The sequence below is a fragment of the Bacteroides intestinalis genome, from assembly GCF_003464595.1.
In the GTDB taxonomy this organism is placed as follows: domain Bacteria; phylum Bacteroidota; class Bacteroidia; order Bacteroidales; family Bacteroidaceae; genus Bacteroides; species Bacteroides intestinalis_A.
In genome coordinates this window covers 144,775-159,904 of record NZ_QRZF01000001.1, presented here as the reverse complement: position 1 = coordinate 159,904, position 15,130 = coordinate 144,775, and the positions used below count along the sequence as shown (strand labels likewise).

12 protein-coding genes and 3 pseudogenes are annotated in these 15,130 nt (G+C 37.5%); all 15 read left to right on the top strand.

Annotation, left to right across the window (positions count from 1 at the left end):
* The first annotated feature begins 34 nt into the window (after positions 1 to 34).
* Entirely contained in the window at positions 35 to 1,096 is a 1,062-nt protein-coding gene (locus DWW10_RS00580; RefSeq protein WP_118420690.1) for a hypothetical protein, read from the top strand.
* A gap of 140 nt (positions 1,097 to 1,236) precedes the next feature.
* Complete coding sequence (locus DWW10_RS00575) at positions 1,237 to 1,464, top strand: NVEALA domain-containing protein (protein ID WP_022394036.1); 228 nt, start codon at positions 1,237 to 1,239, stop codon at positions 1,462 to 1,464.
* A pseudogene (locus tag DWW10_RS00570) lies at positions 1,436 to 2,508 on the top strand (BF3164 family lipoprotein). The gene DWW10_RS00575 and the pseudogene DWW10_RS00570 overlap by 29 nt, the downstream one beginning before the upstream one ends.
* A gap of 258 nt (positions 2,509 to 2,766) precedes the next feature.
* Positions 2,767 to 3,003, top strand: a complete 237-nt coding sequence (locus DWW10_RS00565; protein WP_118420623.1) for an NVEALA domain-containing protein — start codon at positions 2,767 to 2,769, stop codon at positions 3,001 to 3,003.
* Between the two features lie 148 nt (positions 3,004 to 3,151).
* Positions 3,152 to 4,159 (top strand): 6-bladed beta-propeller, encoded by a 1,008-nt coding sequence (locus tag DWW10_RS00560; protein ID WP_022393924.1) that lies wholly within the window; start codon positions 3,152 to 3,154, stop codon positions 4,157 to 4,159.
* A gap of 31 nt (positions 4,160 to 4,190) precedes the next feature.
* On the top strand, positions 4,191 to 5,060 hold the full coding sequence (locus DWW10_RS00555) for a DUF1573 domain-containing protein (RefSeq protein ID WP_118420689.1): 870 nt from the start codon (positions 4,191 to 4,193) through the stop codon (positions 5,058 to 5,060).
* A 216-nt stretch (positions 5,061 to 5,276) separates the two neighbouring features.
* Positions 5,277 to 5,402: pseudogene (locus DWW10_RS00550) on the top strand (NVEALA domain-containing protein); the annotation flags it as partial.
* Positions 5,403 to 5,481: 79 nt separating this feature from the next.
* On the top strand, positions 5,482 to 6,459 hold the full coding sequence (locus DWW10_RS00545; protein WP_022393927.1) for a BF3164 family lipoprotein: 978 nt from the start codon (positions 5,482 to 5,484) through the stop codon (positions 6,457 to 6,459).
* A gap of 176 nt (positions 6,460 to 6,635) precedes the next feature.
* Positions 6,636 to 7,628 carry a hypothetical protein gene (locus tag DWW10_RS00540; protein WP_022393928.1) on the top strand — a complete coding sequence of 331 codons (993 nt, stop codon included), beginning with the start codon at positions 6,636 to 6,638 and terminating at the stop codon, positions 7,626 to 7,628.
* 156 nt (positions 7,629 to 7,784) lie between these two features.
* Positions 7,785 to 8,009: pseudogene (locus DWW10_RS00535) on the top strand (DUF1573 domain-containing protein); the annotation flags it as partial.
* 2 nt (positions 8,010 to 8,011) lie between these two features.
* A complete protein-coding gene (locus DWW10_RS00530; protein WP_147350447.1) occupies positions 8,012 to 9,913 on the top strand; it encodes a transglutaminase-like domain-containing protein in 1,902 nt (633 codons plus the stop codon).
* Between the two features lie 24 nt (positions 9,914 to 9,937).
* Positions 9,938 to 10,843, top strand: coding sequence for a signal peptidase I (gene lepB, locus DWW10_RS00525; protein WP_118420622.1), 906 nt, complete (start codon positions 9,938 to 9,940; stop codon positions 10,841 to 10,843).
* The gene (locus tag DWW10_RS00520; RefSeq protein WP_022393932.1) at positions 10,840 to 12,528 is read left to right on the top strand and encodes an O-antigen ligase family protein; all 1,689 of its coding nucleotides are present in this window, start codon (positions 10,840 to 10,842) and stop codon (positions 12,526 to 12,528) included. The genes lepB and DWW10_RS00520 overlap by 4 nt, the downstream gene beginning before the upstream one ends.
* Positions 12,529 to 12,549: 21 nt before the next feature.
* Positions 12,550 to 12,987, top strand: coding sequence for a helix-turn-helix transcriptional regulator (locus DWW10_RS00515; RefSeq protein WP_022393933.1), 438 nt, complete (start codon positions 12,550 to 12,552; stop codon positions 12,985 to 12,987).
* 111 nt (positions 12,988 to 13,098) lie between these two features.
* The gene (locus DWW10_RS00510; RefSeq protein ID WP_147350446.1) at positions 13,099 to 15,018 is read left to right on the top strand and encodes a hypothetical protein; all 1,920 of its coding nucleotides are present in this window, start codon (positions 13,099 to 13,101) and stop codon (positions 15,016 to 15,018) included.
* Positions 15,019 to 15,130: the final 112 nt, after the last annotated feature.

Genomic DNA, 15,130 nt, shown 5'->3' with positions numbered 1-15,130 from the left:
TGTACTTTTGTAAAGTGAAATGATTAACTCTACTATGAAACACTATCAATCAATACTGTTTGCGTTATGCGGATTATTACTTCTTACCTTGGGAATACTTGTTTATCAGGTGTATGACAGTGGCGTGGGAGGACGTGAACGTTGTAAACGCGAAGCAGAACTTTCACTGAAATCTGCTGCAGAACTTTGGGTGAACCGGGAGTTTGATAAACTGGGGATACCCTTCTATTATGAAGGAGGTGAACCGAAGACGAAAAATAAAGTGCGCCGTATGGTTTTAGCCGAAGGGGAGTTTGTGGTGGAGATTGATTCGCTGAAAGAAGTAAAGCGACTGACCGCTTCATGGATGTTAGGCTTAAAGACTCGTGTGTTATTTTTATTGGATACGCCTCCTGTACTTCTTCTGAATGAATTGTGGCAAAAGGAACTGGATAGTATGAAGCCATATTGTTCAGGTGCTTTTGTTGTACAATCGGAACTGCCGGACAAGAAGAAAGGCGAAAAATTTATTGCAGGTGATTCGACGCTTATGACTGATAAGTATAAATTGGGAGATTATTACTTGGATGATATGTATTTTCTTTCATTGGCGGCTTATCTTTCGGTTCCGTCCCTGTGGTTGTGCGCCGATTGGGGCGGAAGAGCTATTCTGTCTTGTCTTGTTATGATTGCAATCTTGTTATCTGTACTTATTTTTTTCTTTTTACACAATAGAAATAAGCAAAATAATGTTGAAACGAATCCTTCAGATGATTTTGTTATGTGCATTTCAGAGAGAAAATATCAAATAGCTGGAGTGCTGTTCGATGAGGAAGCCGGTACGCTTACTTTTGAAGATAAGAATACGGTGAAATGTGCTATGCAGCTTTATAAGCTACTATCTGCATTTGTTCATGCAAAGAGCCATTTTTTGCCGAACGACCGGATAGTTGAGATTTGCAGTTGGAGTGCGGAAGATTGCGGTATCAATGAGAAAAGAAGGGTGACGGTAAGCTTGCTTAGGAAATTGCTTGACAGTGAAAAGTCTCATGTAAATTTGGTGTCCGGTAGAAATGAGGAAAATAAGTTGGGCTTTTATTTGATTGTTGAAAAATGATAAGTGCTTTGCTTTCAGTGTAAAAGAGGAGGGTAAAAGAAATTTTACGCCTCTTTTTACTCCCATAAATAGTTTTTTGAATCTTTTTATTTTTTACATTTGCCGACATCATAAACGTTGAAATAATAATGAAAAACAGCATGAAAAAGATTCTGGTATTTATAGTTGTTATAGCTATTGCTATGGGAGGGTATGTTTATAAAAAACAGTCAACTGCAAGAATGTCTTCTTTGTTACTGGAGAATATAGAAGCATTGGCGGATCCGGAAACCGGTCATCGTTTTTGTTTTGGTACAGGTTCGGTCGATTGTCCATTTAATCATGTTAAGGTATATACTTATGCTTCTCCGTACAGCTTACATTATTAGCATTTTATCTATCTTTCTGTTCACTTCTTGCGCATCAAAATCAGATGTTTCCATTATAGATACATATACCGATTTTCCTCAAGAACAAGAACTGAAGTCTAAAACAATACTATTGGATACAGCATTGTTCCGGTATCCTTTCCGATTGCATATCGGTAATGATAAGGCTGTGGTGCTTGATTTGCATGGAACGGATTATTCTTTCATGCGTTCAGCTATCCTGATTTTCATTACTTATCTTCTTTTGGGAAGCGTGGGGATGCACCGCAAGATATGCTTTCTGCCGAAAATATTCGATGGAATGGGGCTTTTTGGTGGACATTAGACGCTAATAAGTCAGAATTAACGAGGTTTGAGTTTGCTTTATCCGGTGATTCATTGCTTCGTCAGGAAGCAGTGAATTTGGATAAAGATATTCTCCGGGCACTGGATTTTGTAATGTGTGAGGACTCTACTTTTATTATTCCCGATTATTCGGGTGATAACCGTTTTTGTAGGGTGGATAGGAATGGGAAACTGATGCATAAATTCGGTACTATACCTTCTGCCAATGAAGATGCTTTGCTGAATGCTTGTCCTGCTTTAGCTCAGGCATGGCGTAGCTTTATTGATTATAATCCCCAAAATGGAGTGTTTGCTGCTGTTACTCAATTGGGGGAAGTACTTGAAATTTATAATCTGAAAGACAGTACACATGTGGTACGTATTGGACCGCATGGTGAGCCAGAATTTCAGGTCTCTGAAGGCTATGGTATTCCGACGGGGATTATGGGATTCAGTGATGTACAAGTGACTGAGAATGCTATTTATGCAGTCTTTCACGGGCGTTCGTTCCAGGAAATCGCACGGAATGCACAGAAAGGAACGAAGCTGGATGGTGGACAATATATCTATGTATTTAGTTTGAATGGTGAACCACTAAAGAAATATGTATTGGATCATTATGTTTATGGTATATCGGTAGATGAGCAACGCGGAGTGATTTATGTTACAGATGTGAATCGGGATGAACCTATATTGGAATACAGCATAAAAGATGTATGAAGTGATATAATTTATTAAAAGGAGCAGACGGCAAACGACTTGTTGCTGCAATAGAATACCGAATGCTCCGTAACCCCTAAAATTTAGAAGCCTGGCGAAGATACAAATTTTTAATGAAAAACGGAAACTGATTTCTGCTGTTACGATAGTGCAGTATGAAATATGCTCTAATGAGATATTTATATCTTAATTTTGACTGTACATAAGTGTACTTGATATGATTAATTGAATAGATTTTTACTTTGAAACAATATAAAAATGAAGAAGTTTGTGAAAATAGCTTTTGTTGCAGCTTTTGCGGCAATTGCAGGTTACGGTGTCTATGCTAATCAGAAAGTAGACACTATGTCGGATTTGATGCTGGCTAATGTGGAAGCATTAGCTGACAATGAATATCATGTAGATCCTAGATGTCCTAATGGATGTACTAGTGGGACTACCGGATGCTATTGTTACAAAACATATCCAAATAAAAGAGAAGTGAAATGGAGTTGATATTTATAGCTGCTAAAATGTGCTTAGGATATTCCAATAGGCATTTTGGTCGTTTGCTATAGTAATATGATAAGGACAGAAATCAGCTTGTTATAGGCTGTGATTTCTGTCCTGTTGAAGCTTAAAATAATACTAAAAATCTGTTCTAATGAAACATATTATCTATTTTGTTCTGTTTGTTTTCTTTATGAGTAGTTGCTTTAAAAACTCTAATATAGAAAAAAAACAGGATCATTCTGCCAATATCATTGATGTAAAGGAACTGGTGAAAGAGATCGTTATAGATACTCCTCTAATAGGAGGCTGGGCGCGACCCTTTATCGTAAATGATTATCTGTTAATAAGTGATTCTCAATCCGAAGAAAAGCTAATTTATGTCTTTGACAAGAATAATTTCTCTTATTTGATGGGTGTTGGAGATGTAGGGGAGGGACCTAATGAAATCACGAATATGGGAGTAATTGTACCTAATGAAGAGCATCACCGTTTTTTTGTACCTGATTATGGAAAATTGAAAATATTAAGTTATAATGTGGACAGTATATTGAAAAATCCTTTTTACCGACCTGAATTGAAAGGAGATATGAAAGAATTGCAATTTCCAGATAGATTTGTTTATGTGAATGACACTTTCTGCATTGCACGTTCCATAGTGGTCGGAGAAAGCAAATATTTTCAACAATCTTTGGTGAAGTGGAATATGTTGACAGGAGACATGGAATTATTAGTTGAAGGGCATCCAAAAATAGAACGTAAGCGTAGTCAGTTTGCAGTTTCTCTAAAACATAATTTAATAGTTGATTGCTATGCTCATCATGACTTGATGACGATTTATGACCTTGACGGAAATTTGAAATACAATATTTATGGTCCTTATTGGGATGACAAGACGAGCAATGATATGGTTTATTATGATGCTGTAGTGATTTGTAAAGACAGAATTGTTGCGGCTTATGCAGGAGGACGTAATTGGGATGACGAGGGATTTCCTAATTGTTTTCAAGTTTATGACTTCGATGGAAATTATATTAAAACGCTGAATATAGGTCGTAAAATTTGTAATTTTTGTTATGATCAGGAGCTAAATCGATTAATAATGGTATTAAATGATGAAATACAATTTGCTTATTTAAATCTAGATGGGCTTATAGAGTAAAAATAGAAAAATTAATGTTGAAAGAATAATGATGAAATATTTTGTTATTATGATATTAAGTTTGTCTGTGCTGTCTTGTATGGATGTTAGACAAAATGAGCTTGAAAATCTGTTAGAGAAATGGATAAATCGTGAAGTTAAATTTCCTGCAACTTCCATCTTTACAGTACAGGGGAAGGATACTGTGGCTTTTTATGTGGGGGGTGAATACAAAATTGTGACGTATGTTGATACCATAGGATGTACCAGTTGTAAATTGCAGTTATCGGACTGGAAGAAATTTATGAATGTGGTTGATTCTATAAAAGGTGATTCAGTTAAGTTCTTATATTATTTTGCTCCAAAAAAGAATCGGGAGGTATATAGTGTGTTAAGAACTGAAAAGTTTGTTTATCCAGTTTGCATTGATGAAAAAGATTCGTTGAATATATTGAATCAGTTTCCTTCTAAAATGGAGTACCAGACTTTTTTGTTAGATAGAGATAATAAGATTATAGCAATTGGAAATCCTATTCATAATTCAAAAGTTAAAGATTTATATTTAAAGATTATTCAGGGAGAAGAACTTACACAGATGAATGAAGATACGGGTTTAGTGACAGAAGTTGGCATTGACAGTACATTCTTATCCTTAGGTAATTTTGGCTGGAAAAAAGAACAAAAAGTAGTTTTCACATTGAAAAATACCGGTGATAATACATTGGTGATTGACGCAGTTGCTACATCTTGTGGTTGCACGAAGGTAGAATATGATAAAGAGCCTGTACGTCCGGGTGGTTCTGTTGATCTTCATGTGAGTTATAAGGCAGAACATCCTGAGCATTTCAATAAAACAATAACTGTGTATTGCAATGCAAAAGTTTCTCCTTTACTTTTAAGGATAATGGGAAATGCAGAATGAACATGAAAAGCTGCTTATACTTCTTCCGTAACCCCTAAAATTTAGAAGCTTGGCGAAGATACAAATTTTTAATGAAAAACAGATACTGATTTCTGCTGTTACGATAGTGCAGCATGAAATGTACTCTAATAAGATATTTATATCTTAAATTTGACTGTGCATAAGTGTACTTGATATCGTTAATTGAATAGATTTTTACTTTGAAACAATATAGAAATGAAGAAGTTTGTGAAAATAGCTTTTGTTGCAGCTTTTGCGGCAATTGCAGGTTATGGTGTCTATGCTAATCAGAAAGTAGACACTATGTCGGATTTGATGTTAGCTAATGTGGAAGCTTTGGCTCATTGGCTTTTTGGGCTTGGATTTGTAGTGAGTGTGAACCTTATTGGTTATTAGAAGGAAGCGTTAAGGCGCATTGTTAATGATGAAGCAAATTTATATACTTTTCACATCTCTCCTTATTCTTTTTTTTCTATTGGAGGGATGTACGTCTAAGGGGAAACTGGCAGAACAGTTTCCCCCACTAAAAGAATTGAAAGCAGATAGTATTTCTACTCCTCCGATTTTATTGTCTGTGACCCGATTGTTTATTACAAATAATATGTTGGTGGCATATCAACAGAGAAGCGATACTATGTTCTCTTTTTGGAAATTGCCGGAATGTAGTTACTTGTTTAGGGCTGGCAGTAGAGGAGAAGGACCTGATGATTTCTTGATGCTTGATAGGACATTTCAAGAAATGTCATCTGGCTTTAAAACATTTGAAATAGCATCGAATAAGGTGAAAGAAGTGGCTGTAGATTCGATAGGCAGTTTTAAAGTGGTTTCTGCTAAACAGTTGGAGGTAGATCAAAGAGGACTGAATCGTTTCCTTTTTTTAAAGAATGATAGTTATTGCTTTGTTTCTGATAAGGAGGAATGTGAGTATGCTTTGCTTGACAAAGATGGAGTGGTACACTATTTTGGCAATTATCCGGAAGGTTTATTAGAAAAAAAGGAAGATGACTTGAATTGTTTTGTCTATAATAAGTTAACGATTGCCAATCCTCAAGGTGATAAATTTGCAGCATTTTATGCTTATATAAAACTTTGTAGAATTTATAATTCTAAGGGAGAACTTTTGAAAGAGACCATGCTTGAATCGTCGCAAAAGGATACATCAGAAGAAAAAACTATATATTATTCTTCCTACCCTTATGCGGATGAGAATTATATCTATGTTTTAACAGATAAAGAAGAAGGGAAAGTTTTGGAAATTTGGGATTGGGAAGGTGCTCCGAAAGCCCATTATTTATTAGATAAGCCTGTGAATTGTCTGGTAAAATCTTCTACAGATGGTAAATTATATGCTGTATGTCAAGATAGGGAGGATGTTATATATATCTACAGTGTTCCTTGAGATTAATGAAATAAACTGTAATTACGTCTAATTCTGGCCGTGTGTATGATTGTTGTATGGTTGCAGTTCCTAATGCTCCAGACAAGAAAGCGGATAATTGTCAATGATTAATAGGTTGTATGTTAGAGGAATAGATGATATAAGATATCTATTCCTCTATTGAAGAAGGGAATTCTATGAAGATAAGTACTTTATATCTATTGTTATTTATTTTTCTTTTTGGTTGCACAACAAAAGGGCAATATGTTGGTTTTCAACAGAAGGAAAGAAATTTTGATACTGTGATTGAATTGCAGGTATTGGATTCTATGAAAATAGAAGATACCTATTCTTTACAGGGATGGAAGATTAATGCTAATAATATCAGTTTTATAACCTATAAAGCAACGGATAATTTTTTGTCGGTTTACTCCTATCCGAATTGCCGAAAACTATATGGTTATGGAAAAATTGGGCAAGGCCCTGATGAGTTTGTTAGTGCATTTAGTGGGGATGCTGTATCAGAGGATGTCTTATTGTATGATTTGATGAGTAGAAAGCTTGTGCAATTGACGATAGGAGAGGACTCATTATGGATTTCTAAAAAGCTTCCTTTATATAATGGTGAAGATGGTGTATGCAAACTTTTTACGTTTATTACTCAAATAGAAGGCGATAAATACTTAATGAAAATAGATGAGTATGAATCCTCATCATGGGAAATAGCCGATTTGGGTAAAAATGAAATATTAGATTCGTACAAGAATCCTGTTCGAAAGGCAGAAGAGTCGTATACTCCTTTTGATTTTGTTCAATGCATATCTGATTCAACCTTTATTGCTGCTTATAAATATATGGATAGAATAGAGTTATATTCTATTGTTAATGATAAAATAAAGCCTATGGTTGTTTGGGGTAGTGATAAGGATCAATCTGAACTTGAAAGTTATAATGATTTGCTTCATTATTATGTCGCTGTTGCTTCTTATGAGGGTTTATTCTATTGTTTAAAATCGAGAAATGGAGAGGATTTTGGTAATATTGTTGAGGTCTATGATTGCCATGGAGAGTGCCGAGTAAAGTATACATTGGAGAAAACAGTTGATTTTATCAATATCGATACCGAAGGGTGTCTTGTCGGATATGCTTCTGATGTTGATGAGACTGTCATTTATAGATTTAAACAGTAACTTTTAGTCATATCATGAAACATTTCTATTTATTATTGATATTGTTTTGTTTCTTTTCTTGCAAAGAAAGTAAAAAGAATAATATCATTCAGTTAATTCAGGAATGGAAAAATAAAGGAACTTTATATGAAAATTCTTTTGGGAAAGGATAGTGTATTGAAAAATACCGGTGATAATACATTGGTGATTGACGCAGTTGCAACATCTTGCGGTTGCACGAAGGTAGAATATGATAAAGAGCCTGTACGTCCGGGTGGTTCTGTTGATCTTCATGTGAGTTATAAGGCAGAACATCCTGAGCATTTCAATAAAACAATAACTGTGTATTGCAATGCAAAAGTTTCTCCTTTGCTTTTAAAGATAATGGGAAATGCAGAATGAACATGAAAAGTAACTTATATCTTTTTCTCTTCTTATGTGTGTATCTGGGAAGTTGTGCTTCTGACAAGGAACGTTGTCTGGAGGAAACATTGATTTTTGCCGGAGACAATCGTACGGAGTTAGAAAAAGTATTGTTGCACTATCGGGATGATTCTTTGAAATTGGAAGCTGCCAGATTCCTTCTTATTCACATGAAAGACCGTCATTCTTATCGGGGGGCTGGAATAGACAGTGTGCGGCAGGCTTTGATTGAAACCAGCCGTCAACAAGGTTTTATGGAACGTAGGCGACGGGATAAATGGCGTATCTTTTCTTATGTAGACTCGGAAAAGGTGTATGATGCGCAGGTGATAACAGCGGATTACCTGATAGAAAATATAGATTTAGCCTTTGAAGCTTGGCAACAACGTGGCTGGGATAAATATTGTCCATTTGAAGATTTTTGTAATTACTTGCTTCCTTATTGGGTGGGTAACGAGATTCCTGATCGTTGGCGGCGTGTATATCGGGAGCGTTTTCAGCCGGTGCTGGACTCTCTTTATCAGGGGACAGATATTGTGGTTGCTGTGGATAGTTTACAATCTTATTTGCAGCGTAATATGAACTTCTGTTATAATAATGATTTTAGTTTTCCACATGCCGGGGGAGTTTTTATTCTGGAGCATTGCATCGGGACATGTCGGGAAGAGACGGATTTTTTGGTCTATCTGTTAAGGGCATTGGGCATACCGGTAGCTGTAGATCGCTATATTTATTCGCCGGATACTTTTTTAGCCCATAGCTGGAATGTATTCCGTGATACGACCGGGCATTTTATTCCTACTGAGCTGCAGAGAACAGGGGTGACGCGTGAGTGGGTGAATCATCGCTGTAAAGGGAAGGTTTATCGTGCCTTTTCTGTATCACAAGAGCAACCTTCTATTTTTGGATATTTGCTTAAAGATGTAACTACAGAGTATTATCCTGCCAATGAGGTGCGGGTTTCGGGAATTCAAAGTGATGTTGGAGTGGGATTGGTTGGTGTTTTTTCTATGAATGGCTGGGTACCTATCGGTGAGTATAAACGGCGTAGAGAAGAGGTTTGGGTGGAAAATATAGAAATAGGACAGATTTACCAACCGTTGGTGCGGACTGCAACAGGCTGGAAAGAGAGTGGGTACCCTTTCATGCCTCAAATAGACGGTACGGTGTTTTCTTTTGTACCGGATACGATGCAGCGGGAAAGTATTCGATTAAGAAGGAAACATCCGTTGACGCAATACTGGGTAAAACAAATGCGGGAAATGGATGGCGTGCGCTTCTTTGGAAATAACACTCCTGATCTTAAAAGTGCAGATTTGCTGGCAGTTTCTGTTTGTGACAGTACTTATAATCGGGAATGTCGTTTATTGGCTTCTGCAATGCAGAAATATCGTTACATGTGGGTATGCCCACCTGGGGGAAAACGGTTGAATATGGCAGAAATAACAATTTATGCAGATAATAATTACAGTCGAAAGTTGGAGTGTTGGGTAGAAGCATGTGCTCCGCCTGTGTCTAATCTAAAGGAATATTCGATAGAGAAAGCTTTTGATGGGAAAAATTTGACACGTTATGAATCAGGAAAAGAAAATGTCCCTTGTATGCTTGATTTGAAAACTCCAACACAAATTGGAGGAATTATCTATGTGCCGCGTAATGACGACAATTACGTTAGCCCGGGTGACTGTTATGAACTATTGTATCAATGTGGAGCAGAGGGTTGGGTTTCATTAGGAGTGAAAGTTGCAGAGCATGATTATCTGGAATATGATGATGTGCCTGCCGGAGCTTTGCTTTGGTTGCACGATCGGACAAAAGGGGTAGAAGAACAGGTGTTTCGTTGGAGAGAAGGAAAACAGGAATTTAATTATAGGCTAAAATAAATAGAAACAATAAAGGCATTGCAGATGAAAAAGAAGTACTACGGGCTTTCATTCTTCATAGATAGGGTGTTCAGGTTGACCATAATTGTTTGTATACTCTTTGTGCTCTATTTATTGCTGGGAGTTACAACCTTTGCTACTTTTAAAGTTCCTACAGACTCTATGGAACCTGCTCTGTTGCCGGAAGATTGTATCCTGGTAAACAAGTGGGTAATGGGAGGACGTATCTTCAATGTGTGGGATGCTTTGGATGGAAAAGAGGTGAAGATATCCCGCCTCCCGGGTTTGGGGAAAGTAAAACGGAATGATGTATTGGTCTTTAATTTTCCATATCCGGGGCGTTGGGATAGCATAGGGTTGGATGTAATGAAATACTATGTGAAGCGTTGTGTTGCTTTACCGGGTGATACATTTGAAATAAGAGATACACGTTATTATGTACGTGATTATGATGGGGTGCTGGGGAATATCGGGCAGCAAGATTGTCTGCGTTTGCAGCTAAATGGGATAGTTGATGATCTCTCTGCTCGTGAACGGGGAATATGTTTTAATGCTTATCCATTTAATGATGTTGTAAATTGGAATATAGTGGAATTTGGACCGTTTTTTATTCCTGCTAAAGGTACAGAAGTATTAATGACTCCATTGAATAAGATTCTTTACCGGAATGCAATAGAATGGGAACAAAAGAAACATCTTACTCTGAAAGGTGATACCGTATTGTTAGGTGATAGTGTGATACGGAAGTATTCTTTTCAGCAGGATTATTATTTTGTAGCAGGAGACTTGGCTATAAATTCTCAGGATTCTCGTTATTGGGGGTTATTGCCTGAACCTTTTATTGTTGGAAAGGCTGTCAGAATATGGAAGTCGGTAGATAAAAGAACTGATAGAGTGAGATGGAATAGGATATTCAAAAAGATAGAATGATGATAGGATGGACTCATAAAATAAGAAAGGCAACAGTCGTTTCGTTACAGTTTATGGCTGTTTGCTCCTTGCTGAGTATGGCATGTGCAGTAACTCCTGAACTGCCTGCAGGAGAAACCATCGGGCAATGGGTATGGTTTGGGAAAGCTGTTCTGTTTTCGACTGGATGTATCGCTGTTTCCTGCCTGATACAGTTTTTGGGAAAGGCTTCCTGGACAGATGTTTTGTGTTTCCGGTATTTCTTTATTCATATGGCATGGAGTCTGGTATTATTAGGGATTATTGAGTCTGTTTGGGGATTGCGACAATTGTATGGATTTTCTGCTTCCGGGCATTTACGGTACGCACTTACAGGCTCTTTCTTCAATCCCGGTCCGTATGGGGGATATTTAGCAATGATATTACCTGTCTGCCTACATTTGTATTTACGTGCTTGTGAGCGGAAGAGTACAGATACTTTCCATAAAATAGGAAAAGTGATGGCAGGACTTGCCGGTATTCTTATTTTATGTGTGCTGCCAGCCACTATGAGCCGTTCGGCCTGGGTTGCTGCTGCAATAAGCTGTGCATGGGTAGCATATATGCATCGTGACAGACGTAAATGGGGTATTTTATGGCGGAGGTATAGGAAGCGTTACCTTACATGGGGAGTAGCCGGATTTTTTGTTTTGATATTGGGAGGTGCAGGTATTTTCTTTTTGAAGCCAGACTCTGCTATGGGGCGTCTGTTTATGTGGAAAATTACATGTAAAGCTATTGTAGATCATCCATGGGGATGTCGTGAAGGATTCGCTTATGCCTATAGTGAAGCACAAGAAAATTATTTTGGTAGCGGAGGCTATGCTACTTGGGAAGAACGTGTGGCCGGAAGTCCGGAATATGCTTTCAATGAATATCTGGAACTGGCGTTAACAGCAGGAATTATGCTTTGTGTAATGTTGCTGGTGACTATTGGAGGCTGCCTGTGGTTAGGGATGAAATGGGGGCGTTATGAAATCTGCGGAGCACTCATATCTTTGCTTGTTTTCTCTTTTTCTTCTTATCCCATGACTTCCCCGGTTTTTGTGGTAACTGGTATATGTCTGTTGTTTGCTTGTGGAACTGGAGATGTGGCAGGAAAATTTCTTATTTGTGGCACTTGTGCACTGATATGGATGGTGGGACTTGACGATAAATGGCAAAGGGAGGAAAATGCCTGCCGGGATTGGGTGAATGCGAGAATGCTTTATCATTTGGGAAGTTATACAGCTGCCAATGAAGCTTATTATAAACTCTATCCACTGTTGGGAAAGAAGGGGGAATTCTTATTTGAATATGGGCATAGTTTGCATAAGTCCGGTCGTTATGATCAATCTAATTTATTTCTGAATCGGGCTCTTTTATATAGTACTGACCCAATGATACTTAATATAATAGGTAAGAATTATCAGGAAATGCAATACTATGAGAAAGCTGAAACTTATTATTTGGCATCAGTTCATCGTTTGCCGGGTCGGATTTATCCCTACTATCTGCTGGCAAAACTCTATGCGGAGCCGGAATACCGGAATTGGGAAAAATTTGAGAAGATGCAGCGAATTGTATTGACTAAGGAACCGAAAGTCTATTCTACCGCGATTAGGGAAATGAGGAGTGAAATGGTAAATATAGGAAATAACTGGGATGATACGAAGAGTGATAAGTAAATATTATATAATATAGTGAATATGGATACATATAAGGATAGTTGGAGTGCTTGTCTGCTGTATCGTAATAAACAGTTGACAAAACAATTGAAGGATTATCAGAAAGCTTCGGCATTAGCAGGATGTTCTTCTTCTTTAATAGTGGCAATGGGGCAGTTACTGTGTCTTCATCAAAAAACTGCCTATGGAATAGTCAGAGATGAGGCTGAATGGAGTAATCTGTTTATCGTTATAGATTTGTTTTATGGGGGGTGTCTGTTAGATCAATTGATGTCATTTTATTTGAGTGCACAGGAGTTGAGGTTGTGTTATCTGCTACGTGCCCGCTTGGATAATAAGACAATCGCTCTTCTCTTCAACATAGCTCCCCGGTCTGTGTTGAAAGCAAAGCAGCGTATAAAAAATAAATTGGCCTTGTCAGCTGCGGACAGTTTAGATAAGTATATACAACAGTGCTGATTGTCACTAATATAAATGTCTTTGGTGATTATGATGAAGAAATGTTTGATGGTATTTTTTTTTGTGGCTTTACTGTGCTTTTGTGCTTCATGTAATAAATATAGTAAAAGTGTGGAGGAAGTTTTATCTCTTGCGGGCGAGAATCGGGATGAACTTGAGAAAGTCTTGCTACATTATCAAGACGATGATTCTAAATTGAAAGCCGCAGAGTTTCTTATTCAGAATATGGTGGGACACTCTATGCCGACCTTAGCATCCGTGGAAACATATAAGTCGTTTTATCAGAGATGTGATTCAATCAGGGATGAGTATAAGTCTACCAATAGAAGCCAATGGATAGCACTGATAGATAGTTTATGGGATGTATTTCAGGCTGGTAAGACATCTGCAGCCGTGGATTATGCTCCCCTGCAGAAGGTGATAACTGCTGATCAGATGATAGTTGAAATTGATCAGGCATTCAAATCATGGAAAGGGAATGCATTTACAGGAAAATGTTCATTTGAGTACTTCTGTGAGTACATCTTACCTTTCTATCGTGGAAATAGTTTTGTATTGGATGATTCTCGCTCACGGTTTTATCAATTATATAAACACCAATATTTTCAAGATAAAACAAAACAACTGACTAATGAAGTGGATTCTGTATTGGCCTTTTATAGGAATATTGATTTTACTACTTTCAATGGTTCGGGCATCCCGGCTTTGAGTGCTGAGGCTTTGGTGCAGATGGGAGGTGGAAGCTGTACAGAGCGGGGAGTTTTTAATTCTTTATTGCTTTCGGCTCTTGGTATGCCAGTTGCAGTGGATTTTGTTCCGGCATGGGGAAGCCAGAATGGTTCTCATTCTTGGAATGTGTTGGTAGTAGATGATAAACATTATGCTTTTGATCCATTCTGGGGGCATAATAAATGGGAACACTATAACAGATTATACAGTAATACAGGAATGTATGATTCCAACGGACAAGGTGAGTTTCGTGTTCCAAAGGTATATAGAAAAACTTATTCCACTCATTTAGAGAGCTCATTGTTGGGTAAGGATATGGAAATGGAGAATATTCCTCCATTATTCCGTAATTTTAAGAAGAAGGATGTCTCCTCTGATTATTTTGAGACAACCGATGTGAAGGTACTTTTAACCGAAGATACTCCGGTGAATACAAAATATGTTTATCTGTGTGTATTCAATGTTGAAGGTTGGATACCTGTACAGTTTGGGGAGATAGTAGACGGTAAAGTGCTATTCCGGAATATGGGAAGGAATATAGTATATCTGCCGGCCTATTATAAAAGGGGAAACTTATTACCGGCAGCTCCTCCATTGTTGTTGAAGGAAGATGGCAGTATACAGGTGTTGGATGGAATGGGAGTGCGGGAAGACAGTTTAGTGACAAGAAATGTTGTGATACAGTCTTTTAGAAATCGGAGATATTTGAAATGCATGGATGGTGCCAGTTTTGTGAGTTTGAATAAGGATGGAGCGGCAGATACATTATGTATGATTTCCGGTATATTACCGGTCAGACGTACTATTTATAGAACAAACATGAAAACAGCCAGTCGATTTGTAAGAATCAGTCTGCCTTCGGATAGTATCGCTTTAGGAGAACTGGCTTTTTATGACGCACAGGGTAAAATAAAGAATATTAAAGTTGTATCTCATTTACAATCTTTGTCCGAAAATGAGGAGGTTGATGTGCTTTTTGATGGTTTTACTTCAACTTGTTATCGTGGTAAATCAAAAGCGAAATATGTGGATGTTGATTTGGGTAAGGAGTATGAAGTGAGGCATATTGTTGTGGCACCTTATGTCATGTCGCAGATATTTGGAAACAGCGAGTATGAATTATTTTATTGGAAAAATAGCAAGTGGGAGTTATTTGAAAAACAAAATGGGAGTGGAACGGATCTGATCTTTAAAAATGTCCCGGGAGATGCATTGTTTAGATTAGTGCAGAGGACGAAGAAAGATGAAAAGATTCAGGAACGAATATTTTTATATAAAAACGGAGAGGTGGTTTGGATGTAGATTTTTATGAGGGTGGACACGCCCTTTTATCATAATGCTAAAGGAGAGCTAGTAAGCATTCAAGCCTAAAATGGCTTTTCACCGATATAGCTCCTATGCATAAACAGGATTG